Origin of the sequence: Rhizobium sp. 1399, assembly GCF_031455475.1 — a bacterium.
Taxonomy (GTDB): Bacteria; Pseudomonadota; Alphaproteobacteria; order Rhizobiales; family Rhizobiaceae; genus Rhizobium.
In genome coordinates this window covers 27,570-44,196 of record NZ_JAVDSU010000017.1, presented here as the reverse complement: position 1 = coordinate 44,196, position 16,627 = coordinate 27,570, and the positions used below count along the sequence as shown (strand labels likewise).

Below are 16,627 nucleotides of genomic sequence, written 5' to 3'. Positions count from 1 at the left end.
ACTTCCCCCTGTTGACAATCGCCCGCGGAATTGCGGCCGATCCTGTGCCAATAGTGCCCGTGGCTTTTCGCCTTGCGGGCTGTTCGCAGTTAAACTGCTCCCCGGGGTCTTATGTTTTATTCAGGCGTCCAGACTCTGCTGGATGAGCCTTGTGAGATAGTCGGCCACGACCCCTTGGCCGGTATCGTCTGCGATGAGGTCGTTTCGGACCTCGATCATGACATTGCGAAGCCCGTTGGAAATGCCGTGCAGGATCAGCGTGTGCGTCACGCCGTCCTCCGGCCCGTAGGGCTCGTTGCGTTCGGTGCGGTAGAGCGGCGCCTCGGCCGCTGATACCAGCATGCGGTCGGCAAGGCGGCTGTCCTCATCATGAAGGATGCCGAGCTCGACGGCGCGCTGCAGGCCATTATAGACCGGTGTGAAGCTGTGGATCGTCACGATGACGCTATCCTGTCCCCTCGCCTGCCGATCGTGGATCAAGGCGCGCACGCCGTCATGGAATGGCAGGTAGAGAGCTTCCGTGCGGGCTTGGCGTTCGCCCTCGGTCAAACCCCTGTTACCGGGAATCGCATAGATCTCGCTGACCTCGGGCATGGCGCCCGGCGAGTTCGGCGGCCGGTTGCAATCATAGATCAGCCGGGAGAAGCGCTGGTAGATCAGCGTCGCATCGAGAGCCGCCGAAATGCCGCGGGCAACGGCAAGCGCTCCGGGATCCCAGGCGATGTGGCTTAAAAGCGCTTCTTCGGAGAGGCCGAGATTACCGAAATGTTCAGGAAGCGTGCGGGATGCATGCTCGCAGATGATGAGCACGGGACTCTTGCCATGAACGCGTTCGATTGCGACGCAATCGCCGTCCGCTTCGCTGAGAATTCGGGGCTGAGCCAGCACCAACAGCACCTCTCCATCGCTTAATAAAATCTTTACAAGAAAAGAATTCTTCAGGTTCACGGCAGTGTCAAGCGCGCTCTGAAAATTTCTTTTCATGACACTTGTTGACATGGATTGTGACAGCGTTGTTAACTTTCAGTGGGAAAGTGGCATCAGACCATCCCGGGGAGCAAAATCACGTGAGTGTCGCGGCTAAGACCGTTTCGGACGTCATTCATTCACATCTCGGCGTGCTCACACGCGCCGAAAAGCAGTTGGCCGAAAGCCTGCTCGACAACTACCCTGTCTCCGGCCTCGGCAGCATCACCACTATTGCTGAAAATGCCGGCGTCTCTACGCCGACGGTCGTGCGCATGGTCCAGAAGCTCGGCTACAAGGGCTATCCGGACTTCCAGCAGCATCTGCATCAGGAAGTCGAGGCGACGATTTCCAATCCCATCGCCAAGCACGACCGCTGGGCCCAGAACGCGCCGGGCACCCATATATTGAACCGTTTCGCCGATGCCATCATGGGCAATCTGCGTCAGACGCTCTCCGATCTCGATACGGCTACCTTTGATAACGCCGCAGCCTTGCTCTCGGACCGCAAGCGCACGCTCTATTTCGTCGGCGGACGCATCACCGGCGCACTCGCCGAATATTTCTTCACCCATATGCAGGTCATCCGCCCGAACACGGCGCTGCTTTCTTCCAATTCGTCGAGCTGGCCGCAATACGTCCTCAATATGAATCCGGGTGACCTGCTCATCATCTTCGATATCCGCCGCTACGAGCAGGAAATGGTGAGCCTCGCCACCGCCGCCCGCAAGCGCGGAGCCGAAATCATCGTCTTCACCGACCAGTGGGCTTCGCCCGCCGCCAAGCTCGCCCGTCACGCCTTTCGCGTGCAGATCGAGGCGCCGTCGGCCTGGGATTCCTCCGTCGTCACACTCTTCATTGTCGAGGCGCTCATCGAGGCGGTTCAGAACTCGACCTGGGACGAGACGAAGGAGCGCATGAAAACGCTGGAAGGCCTGTTTGAACAGACCCGGCTTTTCCGCAAACCCGGTTAGGAGGGACAACTAAAAAAGGCAAAAACAATGACGGATTTCGCGGAAACAGGACAGCCTGTCGCAAATGAAACATTGCCGCAAGCACCTGCTATTCATGACAAAATTAACGTCATTCAACTGTCATACAAGCTTCATCTAACGCCAGTAACAGCACATCGGACACTGAAAACCCGAAGGAGAACAACAGTGATCTCTAACATTTCTCGACTGCTCTCGCTTTCTACTGCGATGATCGTTGCTTCGACTGCGATCGCAGCAGCTGAGCCGAGCGCTGATCTTATCGCTGCCGCCAAGAAGGAAGGCACGCTGACCACGATCGCTCTCCCGCATAACTGGTGCGGCTACGGCGACGTCATCGCAGGCTTCAAGGCCAAGTACGGCCTCGAAATCAACGAATTGAACCCGGATGCAGGTTCGGGCGATGAAATCGAAGCAATCAAGGCCAACAAGGGCAACACCGGCCCGCAGGCACCTGACGTCATCGACGTCGGCCTCTCCTTCGGTCCGTCCGCCAAGAAGGACGGCCTGATCCAGCCTTATAAGGTCTCCACCTGGGATTCCATTCCGGACAGCGCCAAGGATGCCGAAGGCTACTGGTACGGCGATTACTACGGCGTTCTCTCCTTCGTCGTGAACACCGATATCGTCAAGAACGTCCCGAAGGACTGGGCTGACCTCAAGAAGCCGGAATACGCCAACACGGTTTCGCTCGCCGGCGACCCGCGCGCTTCGAACCAGGCTGTTCAGGCCGTCTACGCTGCCGGCCTTGCAACCGGTGAAAAGGACGCGACGAAGGCTGGTGAAGCTGGTCTCGCTTACTTCGCAGAGCTGAACAAGGCCGGTGCGCTCGTTCCGGTTATCGGCAAGTCCGCTTCGCTCGCTCAGGGCTCGACCCCGATCGTCGTCGCATGGGACTACAACGGTCTCGCATGGCGCGACAGCCTTGCCGGCAACCCGCCGGTTGAAGTCGTCGTTCCGTCGACCGGCGTCGTCGCAGGCGTCTACGTTCAGGCGATCTCCGCTTTCGCTCCGCATCCGAACGCTGCCAAGCTCTGGATGGAATACCTCTATTCGGACGAAGGCCAGCTCGCTTGGCTGAAGGGCTACTGCCACCCGATCCGCTTCAACGACCTCGCTCAGAAGGGCAAGGTTCCGAAGGAGCTGCTCGACAAGCTGCCGCCGGCTGAAGGCTATGCAAAGGCCGTCTTCCCGACGCTCGACGAGCAGGACAAGGGCAAGACCGCAATCACCACCAAGTGGGACAGCGTCGTCGGCGCCAACGTTCAGTAATATCTGACCTCGCCTCCCCGCCTACGAAGGTGGGGAGGCTTTTCTCACTCCGACGCCCCAGGATGAGCTTTTCCATGAGCACCGTTTCAACGCCTATGGTAAGCACTGCCCCCTTGATCAACAAAGACCGTGTGATCGACTGGCTGGGCATTGCACCCTTTATTATTTTTTCTCTGCTATTCCTGATCATCCCCACTCTGTATCTTGTGGCGGGCGCGTTTTTGACGCCCGATGGCGATTTAACGCTGAAAAATATCAGCGATCTTTTCACCCCATCCATTATGAGCGCATACTGGATCAGTATCCGCGTCTCGGTCGCATCCGCTCTTGGTGGCGCGCTGATCGGCTTCTTTCTCGCCTGGGCCGTCGTGCTCGGCGGGCTGCCGAGCGGGGTCCGCGCAACGCTGCTGACATTCTCGGGCGTCGCCTCGAACTTTGCCGGTGTGCCGCTCGCCTTCGCCTTCCTGGCAACGCTTGGCCGCACCGGCCTTGTGACCCTCTTCCTGCGCGACTGGTTCGGCTTCAACCTTTACGGCACCGGCTTCAACCTTCTCTCCTTCTTCGGCCTCACCATCACCTACATGTATTTCCAGATCCCGCTGATGGTGCTGATCCTGACGCCGGCGCTCGACGGCATGAAGAAGGAATGGCGCGAAGCTTCGCAGATCCTCGGCGCCACCAACCGCCAGTATTGGACCATGGTTGCCCTGCCGATCCTCTGGCCGAGCCTGCTCGGCACGACGCTGCTTCTGTTCGCAAATGCTTTCGGCGCCATTGCAACGGCCTATGCGCTGACCGGCTCGTCGCTCAACATCGTCCCGATCCTGCTCTATGCGCAGATCCAGGGCGACGTGCTTCACAACGCCAATCTCGGCTACGCGATCGCGCTCGGCATGATCGTCATCACCGGCGTTTCGAATGTTCTCTATCTCATGCTGCGCATGCGCGCTGAACGGTGGCAAAAATGAAGGGACAACGTATCGGCGCCTGGATCGCCATCATCATCGGTGCAACCTATTTCATCGTCCCGCTTCTCGGTACGCTGGAATTCTCCCTGCGCAAGCGTCGTGACGCCTATTCGTTCGACGCCTATCAGTCTGTCTTTTCGGACGTCAATTTCCGCGAGACGTTCGGCTACTCCATGATGATGGCCGCGCTGACCATCGTCTTCGGCATGCTGCTCGTCGTACCGACTGCCTATTGGGTACGCCTGCGCCTGCCGCAGATGCGCCAGGTCGTCGAATTCATCACGCTGCTGCCGCTTGTCATCCCGGCGATCGTCATCGTCTTCGGCTATATCCAGATGTACAAGTCCTCCTCGTACCTACCGCTGACCGGCTCCACGACGGGCACCAACATCCTGCTGATGTTCTCCTACATCACGCTCTCGCTGCCCTACATGTATCGCGCCGTCGATACCGCCATGCGCGCCATCGACGTCCGCACGCTGACGGAAGCAGCCGAAAGCCTTGGCGCGAAGTGGACGACGATCATGTTCAAGTGCATTTTTCCAAACGTCATGAGCGGCGTGCTTTCCGGCGCCTTCATCACGCTCGCGATCGTCATGGGCGAATTCACCATGGCAGCTCTGCTCGGCCGCCCTGCTTTCGGCCCCTACCTGCAGCGTGTCGGCGCCAACCAGGCCTATGAGCCTTCGGCGCTCGCCGTTATCGCATTTTCGATCACCTGGCTCAGCATGGGCCTGCTCAATCTCGTTTCCCGCTTTGGCAAAGCCCGCCCGGCTAGGGTATAAGGTATTTGGCTCATGTCTTTTCTTACGCTGACCAACATTCAGAAATCCTTCGGCCAGACGCAGGTCGTCAAGAACTTCAACATGAACATCGAGAAAGGGGAATTCGTCTCCTTCCTCGGACCATCAGGCTGCGGCAAGACGACCGTGCTGCGCATGATCGCCGGCTTCGAAACGCCGACCGGCGGCACGCTGACGATCAACGGCAAGGACCAGCGCGCGCTGAAGCCGAACCAGCGCAACATCGGCATGGTCTTCCAGGCCTACGCCCTGTTCCCGAACATGACGGTGCATGACAACGTCGCCTTCGGCATGAAGGTCGCGGGGGCTCCGAAGCCGGAGATCGACAGCCGAGTCAAGGAAATGCTCGGCCTCATCAAGCTCGATCATCTGGCAGACCGCTTCCCCTACCAGATGTCCGGCGGCCAGCAGCAGCGTGTTGCTCTTGCCCGTGCCCTTGCCGTCAAGCCGCAGGTCCTGCTGCTCGACGAGCCGCTCTCGGCACTCGACGCCAAGATCCGCGTGTCGCTGCGCGAAGAAATCCGCCAGATCCAGCAATCGCTCGGCATCACCACGGTTTTCGTCACGCACGACCAGGAAGAAGCGCTTTCGATCTCCGACCGTATCGTCGTCATGAATGGCGGCAAGGCAGACCAGATCGGCACGCCCTTCGAGATCTACAACACGCCGGCAACGCGCTTCGTCGCCTCCTTCGTCGGCACGCTGAACCTCATCGAAGCCAAGGTCGTCGATCCGGATAGCAACCGCATCCAGATCGGCGATCAGGGTGTGACGCTGAAACAGTCCGTCCAGGCATACAAGGCTGGCGACACTGTTCAGCTTGCGCTCCGCCCGGAAGCTGGTTCGCTTGCCGAAGGCACCCAGAGCGACACTGCGCTGACCGGTCAGGTCGTCTCCGCGCACTTCCTGGGTTCGGTCATCCGCACCCGCATGAATGTCGGCGGCAACGTCATCTCCTTCGACATGTTCAACAGCCCCGGCGTCACCCCGCCGGCCGCTGGCGAAACCGTGACGCTCCGCTTCATGGCCGCCGACCTGCTCGTCATCCGCGACTGATCGGAAGAAAAACCTTCTTGATGAGGGCGCCGCCGATGCGGCGCCTTTTTCGTTTCGCGGAAATATTGTCAGCAAACGTGATGGAGCTATCACCAGAAAGAGCTTGAAGTGGCGGGAACCATGCCGCATGGAGCAAACATACCGATCCACGAAGTGCCCCATAATGTCATCAGTCGCAGCCTCCGCTCCCCGCAGCCTCACCTCCCAGGATTTCCGCACACTTGGCCTTTCCGCCCTCGGCGGCGCACTGGAATTCTACGATTTCATCATCTTCGTCTTCTTCGCAGCCGTGATCGGCAAGCTTTTCTTCCCGCCGGAAATGCCGGACTGGCTGGTGACGCTGCAGACCTTCGGCATCTTCGCCGCCGGCTATCTGGTGCGGCCACTCGGCGGCATCGTGCTTGCCCATTTCGGTGACCTCTTCGGCCGCAAGAAGGTCTTCGCCTTCTCGATCCTGCTGATGGCGCTCTCGACGCTCGGCATGGCCGCCATGCCGACCTATGCTTCGATCGGCGTCGCAGCCCCCGTACTTCTCATTCTGATGCGCATCCTCCAGGGTGCGGCGATCGGCGGCGAGGTTCCCGGCGCCTGGACCTTCGTTGCCGAGCATGTTCCCTTCCGCCGCGTCGGCTTTGCCTGCGGCTTCCTCTGCTCGGGCCTGACGCTCGGAATTCTCTTCGGCTCCTTCATCGCCACGATCATCAATACGGTTTTCACGCCTGACGATATCGCCGCTTATGCATGGCGCCTGCCCTTCTTCATCGGCGGGATCTTCGGCCTTGTTGCCGTCTATCTCCGCCAGTGGCTGCAGGAAACGCCGATCTTCTCGGAGATGAAACAGAGCCGCTCGCTGGTGCCGGAACTGCCGCTGAAGGCTGTGCTGCGCGATTACCCCCGCGGTGTCGTTATCTCCATTCTGCTGACCTGGATCCTGTCTGCCGGCATCGTCGTGACGACGCTGATGACGGCAACCTTCCTGCAGAAGCAGTACGGCTACAGCGCCCAGCAATCGCTGGCTGCCACGAGCTTCGGCACGCTGTTCCTGATCTTCGGCACGGCAGCAGCCGGCGCGATCGTCGACCGTGTCGGCTCCGGGCGCTTCTTCCTGGTCTCAAGCATCTTCTTCGCCATCGCTACCTTCGCCTTCTACAGCTATGCCGCGGTTTCGCTGACGGTCCTCTTCGTGCTCTATGCCATCATGGGCCTCGCCGTCGGCATGGTCGGCGCAGTGCCCTATGTGATGGTGCGCGCTTTTCCGGCCCGCGTCCGCTTCAGCGGCCTCTCCTTCTCCTACAATGTCTCTTACGCGATCTTCGGCGGGCTGACGCCACTTGCCGTCGCCGCCCTGCTGCCGATCAACCCGATGGCGCATGCCTATTATCTGCTGTTCATCGCCGCCCTCACCTTTGGCCTCGGCCTCTATCTTCTGGCCAAGGGAGACAGTATCGAGGCTGAAGTCGGCATCGAGGAACTAACAGGCCGGCTGACCTCACGAAACTGAATGGGCAACACGGGCCGGGCGGCCGTTCGCCCGACTTTTTCTACAATGGGGTATTTCAATGATTACCTGCTATCTGCGATACGTCATCGATCCATACAAGCTCGCTGAATTCGAGGAATACGCCCGGCTCTGGATTCCGATCGTCAACAGGATGGGCGGCACTCATCACGGCTATTTCCTGCCATCGGAAGGCGCAAACAACATTGCCGTGGCGCTGTTTTCCTTCCCGAGCCTTGCCGCCTATGAGGACTATCGCACTCGTATGGCAAGCGACCCGGAATGCCAGGCCGCCTTCGAACTCGACAAGCGTAACCGGAGCATCATCAGCTATGAGCGCAGCTTCATGCGCCCTGTTCTCGGCTGATCCCCTGGAATTCGGTCCAGACATATCAATCCGGACGATCGGGATAAGACAGCACCAGATTCCATAGAATTCGGATATCTGGATTGTTCCGTTGCTGTCGGCCGCCCCAACCGGGGATAGAGTGCAAGGCATATCTTCATCTATTGGATGACGGCTTTGCGCACCGAAGCGATGACACAATCAATGTCGGCGAAGGATTGGGGCCAGCTCGTGCTCCTGGGCGCACTTTGGGGCGGGTCCTTCTTCTTCGCCCGCATAGCCGTGTCCGAAATTCCGCCCTTGGCCCTTGTCCTTTATCGCGTGGTGATTGCCGCGCTGGTCCTGCATCTCTGGTTAAGGTTGCGCGGCATTTCCTTCGTGCCCGTTCTCACCCGGCCCGGCTCTTTCCTGTGTCTCGCCCTGCTCAACAACGTCATTCCGTTCTCGCTGATCTTCACTGGCCAAACGGAAATCGGCGCCGGCCCCGCCTCGGTGTTCTATGCAACAACACCTCTTTGGACGATCCTCGTAGCAAACGCGCTGACGCCGGATGAAAAGATCTCAACCGTGAAGATTGCGGGCGTCGCTATCGGCATCGCAGGCGCCGCCGTCATGATCGGCCCAGGGCTTCTATCCAATCTTGGCGGCCCCACATGGGCAAAACTCGCAGTCATCGGAGCCGCCGTCTCCTATGCCTTCGCCGTGGTCTACGCCAAGCGCTTCAAAGGCATAAGTCCGACGGTGGTCGCGACCGGCCAACTGACAGGCGCTACCATCCTCATGCTGCCGATCGTTTTCTTTTTCTACAGCCCGGCCGACATGGTCACGTCGTCTGTTTCGATATGGATGGCCGTGCTGGTTCTCGCGATCCTGACCACTGCCTTCGCTTTCATTCTCTATTTCAATCTCATCGCCTCGGCCGGAGCGACCAATGCTTCCCTCGTGACGCTGCTGGTGCCTGTCAGCGCGATCCTACTGGGTACGGTGTTTCTCGGCGAGAGACTGGAGACGTTCGAGTTTGGCGGCATGATCCTGGTCATGGCGAGCCTGATCATCATCGATGGCCGGATTTTTCAACGCTGACCATCTACCTGTCGATCGAAAGAAATAGCCCCGCTCGATGGCGGGGCGTTTCTTTCAGGTGGCAATCAGCGGATCGCTTGGTCGTTCGCATCGAAGCGATGGACGTGGCCGCCATCGGGCGTCGCGTAGACAATCTCATCGGGTTCATACTTATGCTCGCCGAAGAGACGCGCGGTCAGCAGGCCGCACTGGTCGGATTCCAGATAGACGATTGTGTCGGCGCCGAGATGCTCGACATGCACAGTCTTCGCCTTCCAGGTGCCGCTGTCGCGAGACAGCGTCAGGTGTTCGGGGCGGATGCCGACCGTTTTTGCGTCAACATCGCCGACCTTGTCGCCGGCAATGAAGTTCATCTGCGGCGAGCCGATGAAGCCGGCGACGAATGTGTTGGCCGGGCGGTTATAGAGTTCCATCGGCGAACCGATCTGCTCGATTGCACCGGCATTCAGCACCACGATCTTGTCGGCGAGCGTCATGGCTTCGACCTGATCGTGGGTGACGTATATCATCGTCGCCTTGAGGCTGCGGTGCAGGCGAGCGATTTCGAGGCGCGTCTGCACACGCAACGCTGCGTCGAGGTTGGAGAGCGGCTCATCGAACAGGAAGAGTTCCGGCTCGCGCACGATCGCACGGCCGATCGCCACGCGCTGGCGCTGACCACCAGAAAGCTCGGCCGGGCGACGCGCCAGATATTGCTCGAGTGACAGCATCGACGACGCCTTGCTCACCCGCTTCTCGATCTCGTCCTTGGCCGTACCGGCTTGCTTGAGACCGAGGCCCATGTTGTCCTTGACCGTCAGGTGCGGATAGAGCGCGTAGGACTGGAACACCATGGCGATACCGCGTTTGGCCGGCGGTGTCAGCGTCTCATCGCGGCCGTTGATGATGACGGCGCCCGAGGTCACGTCTTCCAGGCCGGCAATGCTGCGAAGCAGGGTTGATTTTCCGCAGCCGGAAGGGCCGACGAAAATGACGAATTCGCCGTCTTTGACCTCGAGGTCGATGCCCTTCAGCACATCATGCGTGCCATAGGCCTTGCGGATGGATTTGAGTTGAAGCGATCCCACTAGTCTTTCCTTATAGTCTAACCGGTCGGCCGGTGCGCACGCTTTCGTCAGCGGCAAGGCAGATGCGCAGCGAGGCCACGGCGTCATCCATATGGCGGGTAAGGTCCAGATCTTCGCTGACAGCGCGCAGCACGAAGGCCTGTTCCAGGTCGCAAAGCGCCTGATGGCCGGGCTCGCCTTCCATCGTCATGTCCTGATCGGGACGGATGAATTTGCCGTCCGGGCCGGTCTCTGCCGTATGCAGCCGGATGACGGATGTCTTGGTATGCGTGTCGATATCGTCGGACTTCGCCTTCGGATCCATGACGATCGAAACCGCGCCGTTCGGCGACATGACGTCCTTCACGAAGAAAGCAGTCTCGGAAATCATCGGTCCCCAGCCGGCCTCGTACCAGCCGACGGAACCGTCTTCATAGAGCACCTGCAGGTGGCCGTAATTATACATGTCGGGCGCAATCTCGTTCGACAGCCGCAGGCCCATGCCGCGTACCTCGACAGCCTTGGCATCGGTGATCTGGCACATGACGTCGACATAGTGGACGCCGCAATCGACGATCGGCGATGTCGTCTGCATCAGCGACTTGTGCGTCGCCCAGGTCGGGCCGCTGGACTGCTGATTGAGGTTCATGCGGAAGACATAGGGGCCGCCGAGCTTCCGCGCCTCCTCGATCAGCTTCTTCCAGGATGGATGGTGGCGAAGGATGTAACCGATGACCAGCTTCTTGCCGGCCTTCTTCGCCGCGGCCACGACGCGCTCCGCATCGGCAACCGTCGTTGCGAGCGGCTTTTCGACGAAGACGTCACAGCCGGCCTCAAAGGCAGCCACAGCGTAATCGGCATGGCTGTCGGAATAGGTGTTGATCGAGCAGAGATCCGGCTTCAGTTCGGCAAGCGCCGTCATGAAGTCAGGATGGATCGTGTATTGATCCAGTTCCGGGGCGAGCTGCGACGGCTTGGAGCGATTGACGAGGCCGACGATCTCGAAGCCCGGATTGTTGTGATAGGCGAGCGCATGGCTGCGGCCCATATTGCCGAGGCCGGCAACGAGAACACGGATCGGCTTTTCGGATTGGCTCACTTGACAGCTCCCGAGGTAATGCCGCGGATCAGCTGCCGCGAGAAGATGACGTAGAGAACGAGGATCGGCAGGATCGCCAGCGACAGTGCTGCCAGAACCGCATTCCAATTGGTGACGAACTGGCCGATGAAGATCTGCGAACCGAGCGTCACGGTCTTGGTGGCTTCGGATGGCGCCAGGATCAGCGGAAACCACAGGTCGTTCCAGATCGGGATCATCGTGAAGACGGCGACCGTCGCCATAGCCGGCCGCACCAGCGGCAGCACAAGGCGGAAGAAAATCGAATATTCCGAGAGCCCGTCGATACGACCGGCGTTCTTCAGGTCGTCGGAAACCGTGCGCATGAATTCCGACAGGATGAAGATCGCAAGCGGGATACCCTGCGCCGTATAGACGAGGATCAGGGCCGTCAGTGTATTGACGAGGCCGGTCGCGACCATGCCCTGCAGGATGGCGACCGTGCCGAGGCGGATCGGGATCATGATGCCGATCGCCATATAGAGGCCCATCAGCGTATTGCCCTTGAAGCGGTATTCCGACAGCGCAAAGGCGGCCATCGCCCCGAACAGCAGCACAAGGAAGATCGCAACGATCGTCACGATGAAGCTGTTCTGGAAATAGGTGGCGAAGTCACCCTGCCCCAGTACCGTCTGGTAACCGACGAGGCTGAAGGTCGAAGGCGTCGGCACCTGCAGCGGCGACCGGAAGATCGAATTGCGGTCCTTGAACGAATTAACGATCGTCAGGAACACCGGAAAGATGGCAATCAGCGTGTAACCGATCAGCGCCAGATGCACGAGGCCGGCACGGATGGGGGATGTGCGCGCTCTGTTCGACATGGGGCTCACACTCCTCAGAACTGGTAGCGGCGCATGCGCCGCTGGATAGCGAAAAGATAGAAGGACACGCCGGCAAGGATGATGAGGAACATCACCGTCGCGATCGTCGCGCCCATGGACCGATCGCCGAGCTGCAGCTGGAAACCGAAGAAGGTGCGGTAGAGCAGCGTGCCCAGAATATCCGTGGACATGTCGGGGCCGGCAAGCGCGCCCTGCACCGTGTAGATCAGGTCGAAGGCATTGAAGTTGCCGACGAAGGTCAGGATCGAGATGATGCCAATTGCCGGCAGGATAAGCGGCAGCTTGATCTTCCAGAACTGCGCCCAGCCGGTAATGCCATCGCATTCGGCGGCCTCGATCACTTCTTCTGGAATGCTGAGCAGCGCGGCATAGATCAGCATCATCGGAATGCCGATATATTGCCAGTTGGAGATCAGTGACACGGCGACTAGAGCCGGGCCGGACTGGCCGAGCCAGGGCGCAAAGGCCCATTTCATGCCGACGAGGCTCATCAGCCAGGGCGCCACACCCCAGATCGGCGAGAGGATCAGCTTCCAGATGAAGCCGACGATGACGAAGGAGAGCAGCGTCGGTAGGAAGATTGCCGTACGGTAGAAGGCGACGAAACGCAGCCGCGGCGTCGACAGTAGCGCGGCCAACGCAATCCCGATCGGATTCTGCACGCACATATGGATGGCGAAGAAGATCAGGTTGTTGCGGAGCGCGTTCCAGAAGTCGTGCGCCCAGCGGGCGTCGCCTAAGAGAACCTTGTAATTGGCAAACCCAACGAAGGCCGGGGCGCCATCAACTGTATTGTAGAAGGAAAGCCGGAGCGTTTCGATCAGCGGCAGGACCATGATCGCCGAATAGACGATCAATGCCGGGAGAAGGAAGATGCCGATATGCCAGCGTATGGGACGCTTGATCGGGATCAGGTCGACTGCATTGTCGGCTTCGCTCATGGCTTTTGCCTGTTCTTATTGGCTGGGCCGGAGGGCGCAGCGCAGGTGGAAATCTTGCCCCTCACTCCCCCTCTCCTTCTATTCGGAGAGCAGGCATGCCCATACCTGAAAACCATGGGCCACGAGGCGGCTGCGAGTCTCCCGCCCCTCGCGGGACAAGATGGCCGGCAGGCCGATAAGGGGCGGCCGGAAGGACCGCCCCTCACCTTCAAAACCTTACTTCGCCGGCTTGTACCAGCTGTCGAGGCCCTTCTGGAGCTTTTCGGCAGCAGCGGCCGGGGTGTCCGTGCCGTTGATCACGTTTGCCGATTCAACCCAGGTCTCGTTTTCGAGGTTCGGCGTGCCGCGCGACAGGATCTGATAGGTCGAGCGGACGGTCGACTTGTACGGGCCGCGCCAGGAAACGAATTCCTGAGCGAGCGGATCGCTCATCTTGACCGGGTTGGAGTTCAGGCTGAAGAAGCCTGGCAGGGAGTTCGCATAGATGTCTGCGAATTCAGGCGAAGCGACCCAGGTGAGGAACTTCTTGGCTTCTTCCTGGTGCGTGCTCTTGGCGTTCAGGGCAACGCCGATATCCGGATGGTCGGAGATATAGCCCTGGTCGCCAGCCTTCGGAACCGGCGGCGGGAAGGCGCCCATCTTGAACTGCGCCTGCGTGTTGAACAGCGAGATTTCCCAGGAGCCTGCCGGATAGATGGCGGCGCGGCCGAGTGTGAAGAGGTTCTGGCTGTCCGAGTAGGTCTGGGCTTCGAAACCGTCGCCGAGATAGGGCTTCCACTTGGCAAGCTCTTCATAGGGCTTGACCCAGTCGGCGTCCGTCAGCTTCTGCTTGCCGGCGATAAGAGCTTCGCGGCCCTCTTCACCCTTCCAGTAGTTCGGGCCGATATTCTGGTAGCCCATGGTAGCTGCTTCCCAGAGATCCTTCGTGCCCATGGCGAGCGGGATGTAGGTGCCGTCAGCCTTGATCTTGTCGAGGGCCGCGAAGAACTCGTCTTCCGTCTTCGGAATGGCGATGCCGAGCTTGTCGAAGGCATCCTTGTTGTAGATGAAGCCGTGGATGACCGAAGCCATCGGCACGCAGAAGGTCGACTTGCCGTCGTCCGTCGACCATGCAGCCTTGGCGACCGGCGAGAAGTTCTCCATGCCGGACAGGCTGGTCAGATCGACGAGCTGCTTCTTGTTGAAGAGTTCGAGCGATGCGTCGAACGGACGGCAGGTGATGATGTCGCCTGCGGAACCGGCGTCGAGCTTGGCGTTCAGCGAAGCATTGTATTCAGTCGGAGCGGTCGGCGAGAAGACGATCTTGATGCCCGGGTTCTTGGCTTCGAAAGCCGGGATGATCTTTTCCTGCCAGATCTGCAGGTCGTCGTTACGCCAGCTTTCAACGGTAAGCGTCACGTCAGCGGCATGAACGAGGCCGGCCGACGACAGCAGGCTGGAGGCAAGCAGCAAGCTTTTCAGAGCAGTGTTTTTCATTTCCCTCTCCTGTTTTGAGCGCCGATAGGCGCTGTTTTCGATCTGAAACAAGCAGTTGGCGTGTCTGAGGAAACACCCAACGCCCCTTTTAGAGCCGCCAAGATTGCCGGCTCCGAAGCTCTGTCGACACGGAAGACGATAGCCCCCGGCCGGACGCTGCGCCCTCCCGATACACTGAACCGGGCGCCAGAAAATAAGGGAAAACTTGGAAGGATGCCGCGCGCTTCCGTGAGCCATGTCGGCTCCTGCGGATCGTTGCCTGCACCTTTCTCGAAACCTGGCCGGCGCTGTTTTTCTTTGCCGGTTTTCACATGCCTCGATACGCTGTTCCCTTTTCCCGAATTAAGGCCAAAAAAATACCAATTGTCCAGCCGAAATTAACTTCTGGACCTGAGAAAATTCATAAAAAAATTTTATCATTTAAAATCAATATGTTAAAAACAAGGAATTTTCCGATCATTTCTGCTTGGTAAATGGTATTTTTTTGGTATTGTATTAAAAAACATAAGGGAACAGCGTATCCGGAGGTCCGATGACGGAACTTGCAATCGGTGTAGATGGCGGTGGAACAAGCTGCCGAGCCGCAGTTGCGGACAGAATGGGCAATGTCATTGGCCGCGGCAAGGCGGGCCCTGCCAACATCCTTTCCGATCTGGAAAACTCTCTCGTCAATATCGTCGAATCCGCTCGTCAGGCTCTGCGTGATGCAGGATTTGAAAATGAAACCGTTTCCACCGCCACCGCTGTCATCGGTGTCGCCGGTGCCAATGTCGGCGATTACGGCAAGCGCATCGAAAAGGCTCTTCCCTTCAGAAACGGCCAGGTCGTCACCGACGCGCTGATTTCGCTGCAGGGCGCGCTCGGAGACGGCGACGGCATTGTCGGCGCTCTCGGAACCGGCTCCGTTTATAATGCCCGCCGGGACGGCAAACTGCATGGGATCGGCGGCTGGGGTTCGATCGTCGGCGATCAGGCAAGCGGCGCCCGGCTTGGCCGCGATCTCCTGGAAAAATCCCTGCTTGCCCATGATAAAGTTCGCGCTGCCTCACCGTTGACGGAAAAGGTCATGGCCGAATACGGCAACGATCCGGAACGCGTCGTCGAATTTGCCCATACGGCCCGGCCGGCAGACTTCGCGCGTTTTGCACCGATGGTCTTCGAAGGCGCTCAGGCCGGCGATGTTACTGCAATCGAGATCGTCAAGGATGCAGCGCGCGCTATCAGCGAAAGCCTCGATGCACTCTCATGGGCGGAATGCCCGTCCATCTGCCTGCTTGGCGGACTGGCCAAAGCCTACCATCCGTGGCTTGCCGATCGGCACAAGGCCCTTCTCGTAGAACCAAAGGCCGATGCGCTGCAGGGCGCCGTCGACCTTGCCATAAAGCTTCGGAACGAACGGCAGAGAGGCGTGGCATGACCGACGATCTCGCCTCCATCCTTTCACCCGAACGCTTGCAGGCCGGCGGCACCGGCCCACTCTATGTGAAGCTGCGCCGCACACTCGAAGATGCCGTGCGCACCGGCACACTCGCCCATGGCGATGCCCTGCCCCCGGAACGCGACATCGCCGAATTTGCCGCCGTCAGCCGCGTCACCGTGCGCAAGGCGATCGACGAGCTTGTAGCCGATGGCCTGCTCGTGCGTCGCCATGGCTCCGGCACCTTCGTCGCAAAGCCGGTTTCGAAAGTCGAACAGCGCCTGTCGCAGCTTACTTCCTTCACTGAGGACATGGCCCGGCGCGGCATGACCGCCCGCTCCGAATGGCTGCACAAGGGTATCCACACCCCCTCGCCTGACGAGATGATGATCCTCGGCCTCGGCACCGACATCAAGGTCTCGCGCCTCTCCCGCCTGCGCATAGCCGACGACGAGCCCTTGGCGATCGAACATGCGAGCGTATCAGGCGAATTCCTGCCCGATCCCTCTGCTGTCACCAATTCGCTCTATGCCGAGCTGGAACGACGGGGCGTACGCCCGGTGCGCGCCGTCCAGCGCATATCCGCCACCAACATGAAGGAAGCCGACGCCAATCTGCTCGGCGTCCCCGTTGGCCAGGCCGGGCTCTCCATCGAGCGTATTTCCTATCTCGGTTCCGGCCGCGCGGTGGAATTCACCCGCTCGCTTTATCGTGGCGATGCCTATGACTTCGTCGCCGAGCTGACGATTGGAGCGGGCTAATTTTTTCATTTCAATTCAGAAAGATAAAGCCGGAAAGTGAATC

Annotated in this window: 16 protein-coding genes; 10 read left to right on the top strand and 6 right to left on the bottom strand. The window is 59.5% G+C overall.

Annotated elements, in window-relative coordinates; translation table 11 throughout:
* Positions 1 to 120 precede the first annotated feature (120 nt).
* Positions 121 to 891 carry an N-formylglutamate amidohydrolase gene (locus tag J2X71_RS33520; protein ID WP_310389259.1) on the bottom strand — a complete coding sequence of 257 codons (771 nt, stop codon included), beginning with the start codon at positions 889 to 891 and terminating at the stop codon, positions 121 to 123.
* Positions 892 to 1,067: 176 nt separating this feature from the next.
* Between J2X71_RS33520 and J2X71_RS33515 the strand changes: the two genes are divergently transcribed.
* The 8 genes from J2X71_RS33515 to J2X71_RS33480 all read left to right on the top strand — a co-directional run bounded on the left by J2X71_RS33515 (position 1,068) and on the right by J2X71_RS33480 (position 8,984).
* Positions 1,068 to 1,940 carry a MurR/RpiR family transcriptional regulator gene (locus J2X71_RS33515; RefSeq protein ID WP_113324548.1) on the top strand — a complete coding sequence of 291 codons (873 nt, stop codon included), beginning with the start codon at positions 1,068 to 1,070 and terminating at the stop codon, positions 1,938 to 1,940.
* 186 nt (positions 1,941 to 2,126) lie between these two features.
* Entirely contained in the window at positions 2,127 to 3,230 is a 1,104-nt protein-coding gene (locus tag J2X71_RS33510; protein WP_310389257.1) for an ABC transporter substrate-binding protein, read from the top strand.
* Positions 3,231 to 3,304: 74 nt separating this feature from the next.
* Positions 3,305 to 4,198: an ABC transporter permease subunit gene (locus J2X71_RS33505; RefSeq protein WP_310389255.1), complete on the top strand. Its 894-nt coding sequence runs from the start codon at positions 3,305 to 3,307 to the stop codon at positions 4,196 to 4,198.
* Entirely contained in the window at positions 4,195 to 4,983 is a 789-nt protein-coding gene (locus J2X71_RS33500) for an ABC transporter permease (protein WP_310389253.1), read from the top strand. Before J2X71_RS33505 ends, J2X71_RS33500 begins: the two co-directional genes overlap by 4 nt.
* A gap of 12 nt (positions 4,984 to 4,995) precedes the next feature.
* Positions 4,996 to 6,057 (top strand): ABC transporter ATP-binding protein, encoded by a 1,062-nt coding sequence (locus J2X71_RS33495; RefSeq protein ID WP_310389251.1) that lies wholly within the window; start codon positions 4,996 to 4,998, stop codon positions 6,055 to 6,057.
* Positions 6,058 to 6,220: 163 nt separating this feature from the next.
* A complete protein-coding gene (locus tag J2X71_RS33490; protein WP_310389248.1) occupies positions 6,221 to 7,558 on the top strand; it encodes an MFS transporter in 1,338 nt (445 codons plus the stop codon).
* A 58-nt stretch (positions 7,559 to 7,616) separates the two neighbouring features.
* Complete coding sequence (locus J2X71_RS33485; protein ID WP_310389246.1) at positions 7,617 to 7,922, top strand: NIPSNAP family protein; 306 nt, start codon at positions 7,617 to 7,619, stop codon at positions 7,920 to 7,922.
* Positions 7,923 to 8,105: 183 nt separating this feature from the next.
* Positions 8,106 to 8,984 (top strand): DMT family transporter, encoded by an 879-nt coding sequence (locus J2X71_RS33480; protein ID WP_310389244.1) that lies wholly within the window; start codon positions 8,106 to 8,108, stop codon positions 8,982 to 8,984.
* 65 nt (positions 8,985 to 9,049) lie between these two features.
* Here J2X71_RS33480 and J2X71_RS33475 read toward each other — a convergent pair whose 3' ends face one another.
* From J2X71_RS33475 to J2X71_RS33455, 5 genes are all read right to left on the bottom strand, one after another.
* Entirely contained in the window at positions 9,050 to 10,051 is a 1,002-nt protein-coding gene (locus tag J2X71_RS33475) for an ABC transporter ATP-binding protein (RefSeq protein ID WP_310389242.1), read from the bottom strand.
* 10 nt (positions 10,052 to 10,061) lie between these two features.
* Positions 10,062 to 11,129 (bottom strand): Gfo/Idh/MocA family protein, encoded by a 1,068-nt coding sequence (locus tag J2X71_RS33470; RefSeq protein WP_113324554.1) that lies wholly within the window; start codon positions 11,127 to 11,129, stop codon positions 10,062 to 10,064.
* Positions 11,126 to 11,968 carry a carbohydrate ABC transporter permease gene (locus J2X71_RS33465; protein ID WP_310389240.1) on the bottom strand — a complete coding sequence of 281 codons (843 nt, stop codon included), beginning with the start codon at positions 11,966 to 11,968 and terminating at the stop codon, positions 11,126 to 11,128. The genes J2X71_RS33470 and J2X71_RS33465 overlap by 4 nt, the downstream gene beginning before the upstream one ends.
* Positions 11,969 to 11,982: 14 nt before the next feature.
* Complete coding sequence (locus J2X71_RS33460) at positions 11,983 to 12,930, bottom strand: sugar ABC transporter permease (protein ID WP_310389238.1); 948 nt, start codon at positions 12,928 to 12,930, stop codon at positions 11,983 to 11,985.
* 216 nt (positions 12,931 to 13,146) lie between these two features.
* Complete coding sequence (locus J2X71_RS33455) at positions 13,147 to 14,406, bottom strand: ABC transporter substrate-binding protein (RefSeq protein WP_113324557.1); 1,260 nt, start codon at positions 14,404 to 14,406, stop codon at positions 13,147 to 13,149.
* Between the two features lie 532 nt (positions 14,407 to 14,938).
* Here J2X71_RS33455 and J2X71_RS33450 point away from each other — a divergent pair.
* Both J2X71_RS33450 and J2X71_RS33445 read left to right on the top strand, forming a co-directional pair.
* Positions 14,939 to 15,823, top strand: coding sequence for an N-acetylglucosamine kinase (locus tag J2X71_RS33450; RefSeq protein ID WP_310389235.1), 885 nt, complete (start codon positions 14,939 to 14,941; stop codon positions 15,821 to 15,823).
* Positions 15,820 to 16,584, top strand: coding sequence for a GntR family transcriptional regulator (locus tag J2X71_RS33445; protein WP_310389233.1), 765 nt, complete (start codon positions 15,820 to 15,822; stop codon positions 16,582 to 16,584). Before J2X71_RS33450 ends, J2X71_RS33445 begins: the two co-directional genes overlap by 4 nt.
* The last annotated feature ends 43 nt before the right edge of the window (positions 16,585 to 16,627 follow it).